Here is a 10,036-nt window from a genome sequence, read left to right on the forward strand (position 1 = left end):
CCCCCCCCCCCCCCACGAGAGGCATTCCTGGCACAGAAGATACGCTTGGCAGAGCCAATGCTGTGGGCCTCGTCACAACCGCGGTGCCGAGACTTGATCGAGCAACTGCCCGAGCACCTGGTCCACCGACAGCCCCTCGATATCCAGCTCCGGCGCCAGCCGTACGCGATGGCGCAGCACGGCCAGGGCGCAGCCCTTGATGTCGTCCGGGACCACGAATTCGCCGCCGCGCAGCAGCGCCCGGGCCCTTGCGCAGCGTACCAGCGCGATCGAGGCGCGAGGCCCGGCGCCCAGCGTCAGACCTGGCCAGCTGCGAGTGGCACGGGCCAGGCGGACGGCGTAGTCGAGGACCTGGTCGTCCATCGGCAGGTCACTGGCGATGCGCTGCAGTGCCTGCACATCCTTGGCCTGCAGCACCGTACGTAACGGTTGCACGTCAAGCATGTCGGCCCGGGTCGAGCGGCTGACCTGGCGGACCATGTCCAACTCCTGGTCGGCATCGGGGTAGTCCATGCGGACCTTGAGCATGAAGCGGTCGAGCTCGGCTTCCGGCAGCGGATAGGTGCCTTCCTGTTCGATGGGGTTCTGGGTCGCCAGCACCATGAACGGTTGGGCGATCGGCAGGGCTCGGCCTTCGAGGGTGACCTGGCGTTCCTGCATGGCCTCGAGCAGCGCCGCCTGGGTTTTTGCCGGCGCCCGGTTGATCTCGTCGGCCAGCAGGAGATTGGTGAACACCGGGCCCTTGCGCAACTTGAACTGCTCGGTCTGCAAGTCGTACACCGCGTGGCCGGTGACGTCGCTGGGCATCAGGTCGGGCGTGAACTGGATGCGCGCGAACTCGCCACTGAAACAGCGCGCGAGCGCGCGCACCAGCAACGTCTTGCCCAACCCTGGAACACCTTCGAGCAGCACATGCCCACCGGCGATCAATGCCGTCAGCACATCGTCGACCACCGCAGCCTGGCCGACCACCGCCTTGTGCAGTTCGGTACGGATCGCCTGGGCCAACTGGCTGGCGCGCTGGCGCTGTTGGGCGGCATGGGCCTGGCCGTCGACAGGTTCGTTCTGTTCAGTCATAAGGCATTCCTGAGAGTTTGCAAAAGGGCCACCTGGCGGCAGAACTCGGTGCTGGACATGCGCTGCTCCGGCCGAGGGCTGAGGGCCTGGCTGATGGTTCGCGTGGGTTGGCGAGTCAGGCGTGCAAGCACTTGCCATTGTTCGGCGACGCCCAGTCGTTCGAATCCTGGATGAAGCTGGCGCGCCCGGCGCAACACGTCATGTTGCAAGCTCTGCAACAAGTGTTGCCGACCGCGGTGGCGCAGTTGGAACGCGGCGCTGGCCTGCAGGTGTTCCTGCAATTGCCGTCGCGCCTTGGGTGCCGGTTGTTGCAGCGGGCCATGCCGCACCGCCGAGCGCCAACACCACAGCCCGATCAGGACCAGCAGCGCCACCAGGGCCTGGGGGAAGTAACGCAGCAGCAGGGTCAGCAGGTTGTCGTGCTCGATGTCGAACAACAGCGTGACATTCGTGTCGGCATTCAGGTACCAGAGCAGCCAGGCGTTGTCGTATTGGTCGATCTGGTCGTTTTTCCACAGCTCGGCGTCAGTGAGCACGGTGATGGTGCCCAAGCCGTGGTTGAGTTGCATCATGTGGGTCGCCTGTGCGCTGTTGGCCCAGGCCTGGGCGAGGTTCTGCGGGTCTTCGAGGTGGAAATCGGTGTCGAAGCCGACGTAGGCAGGCGCTTCCTCATCTTCCAGAAATAGTTTGGTCAGCTCGGGATAGCGATCCTTGACGAGCTCGGCGTCGGGCTCCTTGAGGTCATTGCTTAGAAGCTGGCGCAAGCCCACGCGATCGAGCAGCAGGTCGCCGCTGCTGCCGGTGCTGTCATCCCACAAGGCCTCGGCGACGAACAGCAGCCGTCCGCCGGCCCGGGTCCAGTTCATCAATTGGTCGGCCTCCCGTGGCGTCATGTCGCTCCGCTCGCCCAGCAACATTAGGCTGCGCTGGTGCGGTTCAAGGCCAGGCAGGACGTCCAGGCTGTTGGCATGCTCGACCTCCACGCCGTGCCGACGCAGGAAATGTTCCGCCGCCAGGTAGGGGTTGGCCTGGGCTTCGGGGGACGGGCCGTGATCGATGGTCTCCTGGTAAGGCACGGCTTTTTTGGACAAATAGATGCCCAAAGCGCAGACCAGCGCCGCAACCACCGCAGCGACCAGCCATCCGGCGCGGCGGCTCATCGGGAAACTCCCGGACCGAACAGGCCGCGCCAGCCATCGCACAGCTCGCGTTGCAGATCAGGCGCTGGCGGACGGTGTCCATAGGCGATGTTTTGCCAATGCAGCGTCAGATTTTTGCTGAAGGCCAGCAAGTCCTGCTTCTGCAGCTGTTCGACACGCTGCAGCACCTGGCCTTCGGTGTCGGCGGGTTTCAAGGGGATGGCGAATTCATGGTGCAACCGGCTGAGCAAGGCTCGATACAGCAGACCCAACGCTTCGCGGGGCGCGGCGGACCATAACTGCTCGGCGCGGGTCGCCACATCCTCTGGCAGGCTCTCTTCACGGATATCCAGGCCGAACATCTGCGTCGGTGCGGGTGGTTTCGAAGGCATGCGCTTTGCTGGCCTAAGGTTCCCCAGGGCTTTGAGACTATGACGGTAATGCCAGGCCAGCCAGGCGATGGCCGTCAACAATGCCGCCCAGAGCAGCACCTGAATCAGCGCGGCAACGCCCTCGAAGCGTTTTTTCGACAGCCATTCGAACAGCGACTTGAGCCAGCCTGGCGCTCCATCGGTTTCGGCTGGCTCGGCTGATTCGGCTGATTCAGCGGCTTCTTCGCCGAAACGGTAGCGGGTGATCGTTTCCGGATTCTTGAACGGCGGCGCTTCGAGAATCGCTTCTATGCTGTCCCGGGAGGCCTCGCTGGTCAGTGGCTGGTTGCGCAGGCGTGGGCTGTCGGGACCGTTGTCGTCCTGCGCGGCCCAGGCAGGTGGCGCCAACGGTAGCAGCGTCATTGCCAGCAGCAATAGCGCCGGTGCCACGCCGGCCAGGCGCTGGCGTAGGCGCCGGAACACCAGTTCGATATCCCAGGCCTCGAGAATCGTCCGGCGGTTCAGGTATAGGCTGAAGCCACAGGCGACATAGATCGGTTCCCAGAAGACCAGCAGCAGTGGATACAGCAAGTTGACCAGATGTTCGAGCCACAGCCAGTCGTGCTCGGCCACGGCGATCAGGGTCTGCCAGTCCCATTCCAGTTCGACCTGTTGCGGGATGAACAGATAGAACAGGGCCATCAGGCCAAACCACAACGCCGTTTCCAAGTGCACGCCGATGATGGTCAGCCACTGCGCCGCGCCACCGTTGCGTTGCAGCAGCACGCGCAAGCGCTGCTCACGCGCCTCGCCGGCCAAGCCTTCGAGTTGCACCACCGGCATCAGGAAGCTGCGGTTCAGGCTCAGCCGTCGCCAGGTCAGGCTGGCGAGCAATTGCGGCTTGAGCAGCGCGGGCCATTGGCGCAACGCCTGCTTCAGCGTAGGCGGCTCGCCGAACAGGGCCTTGGACAAAATGAACAGGGGCAGACGGTCGAAGGCCGGTTTCAGCCACCAGAACACGATCAGGACCAGTGACGGCGAGTCCCACAGCAACAGGGTCAGCAGCGCATACACCGGCAGCGTGACGATGGCCCAACTGGTCATCAGCAGTCGTCGATGCTGCTGGCTCATCAGCACGCCGAGGTCCATGGCTTCCCAGGTGGTGCGGGGGCGGATGACGACGCTGGCGTCACTCAGGCGCATGATGGCCTCGTCCGGCAAACAGCAAGTACCCGAGCACCAGCAGCCACAATAAAGCGCCGACGATGTATTTGGTGGTAGGTGTCACCGCGCTGGAGGACCAGTAGGCCTCGACGAACGCCGCGATGAGCAGCAACAGCACCACGCCGCCGATGATCAGCACGCTCTTGCCGGCGGCGAGCCGTAACGCTTCGCCTCGGGTCAGGCGCCCCGGCGCGATCAGTGCCCAGCCCAATAACAGTCCCGCGGCGCCGGCCAGGACGATGGCGGTGAGTTCGAAGGCGCCGTGGCCGATCACGAATGACCAGAACGTTGATCCCGAACCGATCTGGGTCAGGTGCCCGGCCACTGCGCCGATGGTCAGGCCATTGAAGAACAGGAAGAACGCGCTGCCCAGGCCGAACAGCAAGCCGCTGGCGAACGTCTGAAAGGCAATCCCGATGTTGTGCATGATGTAGTAGCCGAACATGACCCAGTCTTCGCTGGCGGCCCGCTCGATCGAACGCCCCAGGTGACCGGCGGCGGGGTCGTACATGCCGCGTATCTGGCTGGCTTCTTCGACGCTCAACACGCTGTAGACCAGTTCGGGGAACAGGTAGACCAGCAGTCCCATGCCGACCAGGCTGCCGAGGAACATCAGGGCCGCAGCCAGCACGAACCGCCATTGCTCACGAACCAGTCGGGGGAAACCGGCCAGGATAAAGGTCGACAGGTTGGCCGAGAGCCGGCCGCGGTCCCGGTAGAGTTGCTGGTGACCACGCAAGGCCAGTTGCTGCAATGCGTCTATCAGCAGACTGCTGTAGCCCCTGGCCTGGGCCAGCGCCAGATGGTGGCAAAGGCGCCGATAGGCGTTGGGGAAATCACTGCTCTGCGCGACGGTGCGGCTGCGCTCCAGTTGGTCGAGCTGGCGGGACAGATGGTCCCATTCCCCTTGGTGACGGTTTTCGAAAAGGCTTTGTTTCATGTCGGCCCCAGCAGGCCGCGGGCGATGCCATTGAGTTCGGCCACGGCGCCGGAAGGGTGCACCTTAAGCGGTGTGGCCAGGATCGTCGCCAGTTCGGTGACCCTGGCGCCGGACAGTTCTGCCTGGCGCTCGGCGAAGCCCAGCACGGCACGTTGCTCGCTGAGATCAAGGACAAACGGCGCTCGTATCGGCCGGGCCGCTGGCAGTACGGGGCGTTTGATCGCTTGCTCACGATAAACCACCAGGGTCCCGGCCGCCAGGTCACCCAGGCGTTTGAAGGCCGGATGTTGCAGGCAGGTAATCGCCCCGAACGCATAGCCGAAGGGCAGCATGTCGACAAAGCGCAGCAGGTTGCGAATCAGCGAGGCCGACCAGTCGACAGGCCGGCCGTCATCCTGCACCACGCGCAGCCCCATGATCTGCTTGCCGGGGGAACGCCCCTGATTCAGCACCTCGAACAGCACCATGTACCACCAGCTGATGACAAACAGCAGGATCGAGCCCAGACCGACGCCCAGTTCGCCAAAAAACGCCAGGATCAGAAACAGCAAGCCCATGGCCAGCCCCCGTATGCCGAGGTCGATGGCAAAGGCCAGGGCGCGCGGCATCAACCCCGCCGGGCGCAGCGGCAGGTCGATACCCTCGGGCGTTTCGACCTGGTAACGCGTGTCCAGTGGCGCGGGCAGCGGCGCGTTCCTTTGCAATGCTGGTGTCTCGAGCATGGGCGACCTGTGAGGGGGCGGTTCGAACGTTCGATCTCGGCCCAGATGCTAGCAGTCTTCGGGCAGGCACACGATACAACTCTGTGGGTCATTTCACGCTTCATGTAAACAACAGGGACTTTGCGGGAGGGCGCAGGCTTGCTGCTTCCTGGCATTCAAAAGTTACCGCGGCGCTGGCCGCCGGCCGGCTGGAGCGCCTAGACTTCGCCAGTCCTCAGCACAGGAACCACCCGTGACCTCCATCTTCTGGTACGACTACGAAACCACCGGCATCAATCCGCGTTGCGACCGCCCCTTGCAAGTGGCCGGAATACGTACCGATTTCGAACTCAATGAAATCGATGAGCCGGTGAACCTGTACTGCCGGCCCAGCGATGACATCCTGCCCCATCCGGCGGCATGCGCGATCACTGGGATAACACCGGCGTGCCTGGCGGAAAAAGGCTTGAGCGAGGCCGACTTCATGACCCGCGTCCATGCGCAACTGGCTGCGCCCGGGACCTGCGGAGCCGGCTACAACACGCTGCGCTTCGACGACGAGATGACCCGCTACAGTCTTTACCGGAATTTCTTCGACCCGTATGCACGGGAATGGCAGGGCGGCAACAGTCGCTGGGACCTGATCGACCTGGTTCGCGCCGCCTATGCGTTGCGCCCCGATGGGATTGTCTGGCCGCGGGAGGAGGGGCGCGTCACCCTCAAGCTCGAACGCCTGACCGCCGCCAACGGCATCGACCATGGCCAGGCCCATGATGCGTTGTCGGATGTGCGTGCGACGATTGCCCTGGCCCGGTTGATCCGCGAGAAACAACCGCGGCTTTACGACTGGCTATTCCAGCTGCGCAGTAAACAGAAGGTGATGGATCAGGTTCGCCTGTTGCAGCCCATGGTGCATATCTCCGGACGCTTCTCGGCGGCGCGAAACTACATCGGCGTGGTCCTGCCGCTGGCCTGGCACCCGAAGAACCGCAATGCCTTGATCGTCTGCGATCTGCATCTGGATCCTCAAGGGCTGCTGGACCATGACGCCGAAATCCTGCGCCAACGCTTGTATACCCGCCGTGAAGAGTTGTTGGAAGGAGAATTGCCCGTACCCCTCAAGCTTATTCATATCAACAAGTGCCCGGTGGTCGCGCCGCTGTCGGTACTGCGCGACGAGGACCAGCAACGCCTGCAACTGGACATTGAGGGATATCGGCAGCGGGCGCTGCGGCTAAGTGACGCACAGCAAGTCTGGCAGGATAAACTCCAGGCGATTTATGGTCGCGAGGATTTCACCGCGAGCGAGGACCCCGAACAACAGTTGTATGCCGGATTCATGGGCGATCGTGATCGTCGTTTGTGCGAACAAGTGCGCCAGGCCGATCCCGACCAATTGGCCGGGGAACGTTGGCACTTCGACGATGAGCGCCTGCCGGAATTATTATTTCGATACCGTGCGCGTAACTTTCCTGACAGCTTGAACCCCGAAGAACAGTCGCGCTGGAAACTGTTCTGCCAGCAGCGGCTGAAATCGCCGGAGTGGGGCGCGCCTAATACCCTGGAAAGTTTCGATGAGGCGATGGCGCAATGGCTGGCGCTTTCCAGCCCAGTGCAGCACGAGGTACTGACGCAATGGCAAGGCTACAGCCAGCAATTGCGCAAACGTTTAAGCCTTTGAGTCGCCGTGCTGGCATGTAAGGAAAATAAATCACTAGCTCACAGGCAAAAAAAAACGCCAGCAATCGCTGGCGTTTTTTTATGCGTCGAGAACGCTTGGAACCGCCGGAGCTTAGCCCAGCAGGGTTGCCCAGCCTTCAACCACGTCGCCGCCCCACTTGGCTTTCCACTCTTTCAGAGTCTTGTGGTTGCCACCTTTGGTTTCGATGACTTCACCGTTGTGCGGGTTCTTGTATTGCTTAACTTTGCGAGCGCGCTTGGTGCCGGTAGTTTTCACAGCGCCACGCGGGGCTTTGCTCGACTTGGACTCTGGATCCAACAGGGCAATGATATCGCGCAGGGACTTGGAGTATTCGCCCATCAGCGTGCGCAATTTGCCTTCGAATTCCAGTTCTTTTTGCAGTTTGTCGTCTTTCGACAGGTCGGCCAGGCGTTGTTGCAGTTCTTCAATGGCTTGTTTTGTGGCGTTGTATTCGGTGATCAGGGACATGGGGACTACCTTATGTAGGACGCTGGTGACAAGGAGACAGTGAGGCAATAGTAATCAGACAGTTTCATCAAGTAAACATTTAACCCGTGTTTATTTAATTAATACTGCGCTAGCACAGAGTGAACGACGCGAAATAAATAATGTGATGCAGTCTCCACTTCTGTCCACGCATATAGCTTGCCACGGCGTCATTGGCAGTCCCGGTCAGCCACCGTTGGGCACGCTGTGTGATCGATACTGCAGTTTTGCCGCGCAATGGCTAGAATGGCCGCCTTTGCGAAGTTCTGGAGTTCCCCTAATGCGCACTTTTCGGCTGGTGATCGCCTGCCCGGACCGCGTCGGTATCGTTGCTAAGGTCAGTAACTTTCTGGCGTCCCATAACGGCTGGATCACTGAAGCAAGCCACCATTCGGACAATCAGAGTGGCTGGTTTTTCATGCGTCACGAGATCCGCGCCGACTCGCTGCCCTTCGGCATCGAAGCCTTCCGCGAGGCGTTCGCGCCGATTGCCGAAGAGTTTTCGATGGACTGGCGTATCACCGATACCGCGCAGAAAAAGCGCGTGGTACTGATGGCCAGTCGTGAGTCCCACTGCCTGGCTGATCTGTTGCACCGCTGGCACAGCGATGAGCTCGATTGCGACATCGCCTGTGTCATTTCCAACCATGACGACTTGCGCAGCATGGTGGAATGGCACGGCATCCCGTATTACCACGTACCGGTCAACCCGCAGGACAAGCAGCCGGCGTTTGCCGAGGTTTCACGGCTGGTCAAGCAACATGGCGCCGAGGTGGTGGTGCTGGCCCGCTACATGCAGATCCTGCCGCCTTCGCTGTGCAGCGAATACGCGCATAAAGTCATCAACATCCATCACAGTTTCCTGCCGTCGTTCGTCGGTGCCAAGCCGTACCATCAGGCCTCGATGCGCGGCGTGAAGCTGATCGGTGCCACCTGCCACTACGTGACCGAAGAGCTGGACGCCGGTCCGATCATCGAGCAGGACGTGGTACGTGTCAGCCACAGCGACAGCATCGAAGACATGGTGCGCTTCGGTCGCGACGTGGAAAAAATGGTCCTGGCGCGCGGTTTGCGCTATCACTTGGAAGACCGTGTGCTGGTGCACGGCAACAAGACCGTAGTCTTCTGATTTGTAGTCTTCTGACGCTATGTGGCAAGGGAGCTTTCTCCCTTGCCACGAACCTCGAGGCATGAATGCCATGACCGATCCCTTGGACAAAGCCACCGCCAAAGCGCCGGCGACCGTGGGCGAAGGGTGTCTGAGTCGCTACGATCCCGAAGCGCTGGGTCCGGAAGACGGCACCGAATTTCCCGACGCCGCCCAGCTGTGGGAAGAAATGCACAAGCAGCCCCAGGACGACCCCGAGTCCAAGGGGTGACCTCTCAGGCTTGCCGCAGCTTCATCAGCTTCTTGATCAAAGGTCGCCCGACCATCATGAAGAACACCGGTCCTCCGGCCAGCAGATAGAAGTAATACGTCACCGCCCGCCAGATCAGGATCGCTGCCGCCGCGGTGGATTTGCCCACCATCGGTGCCAACAACGCTGCAGAAGTCAATTCCGCCGCTCCGGCGCCGCCCGGCAACAGGCTGAACTGCCCGGCGCTGAGGGACAGCATCTGGATCAGGAAACTCCAGGCCCATTGCAGATCCGCGCCGAGTCCTTTCAAGGCCAGGTACAGCACGCTGTAGCGCAGGACCCAGTGCAGGCAGGTCAGGACGAACACCTGGAACAGCGTCTGGCGTGGCAATTTCAGAGTGTCGGTAAATGCCGCGAGGAAATTCAGGATCTTGCGCCCCCAGCGTCGACGGGTCACCGGCTTCACTCGCAGATGCCGCAATAGCCGCGCGCCCAGGAGAATCAGCCGGCGATGGTAGCGGGCCACCAGCGCGCAGCAGAACAGCCCGCCGAACAATGAAACCGCGCTCAGCGCCAGCATCCACTCCATGCGCTGACTGAGATTCTGGAAGAGTGCGTAAAACAGGATGCCCAACAAGGCGCAAAGAAAAAACAGCAGGTCGCTCAGCTGATCCATGGCGAACACCGCGCTGCCATGGGCGGGACGCACGCCGTTGCGCGCGAGCAGCGCCATCAGCGTGAGCGGCCCGCCACTGCCGCCGGGCGTCGCGCACATCGCGAACTCGGTGGACATCACCACGCCAATGCTTTTCAACCCGCCTATGCGCCCACGATGTTCGCCCAGCAGCAAGCGCAGGCGCACCGAGTTGAGGCCCCAGCAGAGCACGATCATGCCGAGCATGACCAGCAGCAAGGACAGCGGAAAGCGCTGCAGCCGCGACCACATCTCCCCACCGCCCACGAGCATCGGGACCAATACCGCAATCAACAGGGCGGCGCCTAACCAGACCAGCCGTTTCATGCGGCACTGCTGAGGGG

The 10,036-nt window shown here is 62.0% G+C and carries 10 protein-coding genes; 3 read left to right on the forward strand and 7 right to left on the reverse strand.

The genetic code is table 11. The features are described from left to right. Positions 1-72: 72 nt before the first annotated feature. From ACE04F_RS19680 to ACE04F_RS19700, 5 genes are read right to left on the reverse strand one after another with little or no spacing between them, the layout of a single operon-like run. Positions 73-1,077 (reverse strand): AAA family ATPase, encoded by a 1,005-nt coding sequence (locus ACE04F_RS19680; RefSeq protein WP_434695720.1) that lies wholly within the window; start codon positions 1,075-1,077, stop codon positions 73-75. After that, positions 1,074-2,237 carry a DUF4350 domain-containing protein gene (locus ACE04F_RS19685; protein WP_486109282.1) on the reverse strand — a complete coding sequence of 388 codons (1,164 nt, stop codon included), beginning with the start codon at positions 2,235-2,237 and terminating at the stop codon, positions 1,074-1,076. The genes ACE04F_RS19680 and ACE04F_RS19685 overlap by 4 nt, the downstream gene beginning before the upstream one ends. Continuing rightward, positions 2,234-3,790 (reverse strand): DUF4129 domain-containing protein, encoded by a 1,557-nt coding sequence (locus tag ACE04F_RS19690; RefSeq protein ID WP_486109284.1) that lies wholly within the window; start codon positions 3,788-3,790, stop codon positions 2,234-2,236. The genes ACE04F_RS19685 and ACE04F_RS19690 overlap by 4 nt, the downstream gene beginning before the upstream one ends. Then, positions 3,777-4,751, reverse strand: a complete 975-nt coding sequence (locus ACE04F_RS19695; protein ID WP_486109286.1) for a stage II sporulation protein M — start codon at positions 4,749-4,751, stop codon at positions 3,777-3,779. The genes ACE04F_RS19690 and ACE04F_RS19695 overlap by 14 nt, the downstream gene beginning before the upstream one ends. Next, positions 4,748-5,473, reverse strand: a complete 726-nt coding sequence (locus tag ACE04F_RS19700; protein WP_486109288.1) for an RDD family protein — start codon at positions 5,471-5,473, stop codon at positions 4,748-4,750. The genes ACE04F_RS19695 and ACE04F_RS19700 overlap by 4 nt, the downstream gene beginning before the upstream one ends. Before the next feature lie 232 nt (positions 5,474-5,705). Here ACE04F_RS19700 and sbcB point away from each other — a divergent pair, with 232 nt between their 5' ends. After that, positions 5,706-7,133 carry an exodeoxyribonuclease I gene (sbcB, locus tag ACE04F_RS19705; protein ID WP_486109290.1) on the forward strand — a complete coding sequence of 476 codons (1,428 nt, stop codon included), beginning with the start codon at positions 5,706-5,708 and terminating at the stop codon, positions 7,131-7,133. A 111-nt stretch (positions 7,134-7,244) separates the two neighbouring features. On the opposite strand, the gene mvaT is transcribed toward sbcB, so the two are convergent. Next, positions 7,245-7,622, reverse strand: a complete 378-nt coding sequence (gene mvaT / locus ACE04F_RS19710; RefSeq protein ID WP_305496444.1) for a histone-like nucleoid-structuring protein MvaT — start codon at positions 7,620-7,622, stop codon at positions 7,245-7,247. A gap of 298 nt (positions 7,623-7,920) precedes the next feature. Here mvaT and purU point away from each other — a divergent pair, with 298 nt between their 5' ends. Further along, the gene (gene purU, locus ACE04F_RS19715; protein WP_434608987.1) at positions 7,921-8,769 is read left to right on the forward strand and encodes a formyltetrahydrofolate deformylase; all 849 of its coding nucleotides are present in this window, start codon (positions 7,921-7,923) and stop codon (positions 8,767-8,769) included. Between the two features lie 70 nt (positions 8,770-8,839). Continuing rightward, complete coding sequence (locus ACE04F_RS19720) at positions 8,840-9,019, forward strand: hypothetical protein (protein WP_486109293.1); 180 nt, start codon at positions 8,840-8,842, stop codon at positions 9,017-9,019. A 4-nt stretch (positions 9,020-9,023) separates the two neighbouring features. Here ACE04F_RS19720 and gpgF read toward each other — a convergent pair whose 3' ends face one another. Then, complete coding sequence (gene gpgF, locus ACE04F_RS19725; protein WP_434673639.1) at positions 9,024-10,019, reverse strand: glucosaminyl phosphatidylglycerol flippase; 996 nt, start codon at positions 10,017-10,019, stop codon at positions 9,024-9,026. Positions 10,020-10,036 lie beyond the last annotated feature (17 nt).

This window comes from Pseudomonas sp. AGC41 (assembly GCF_057334555.1).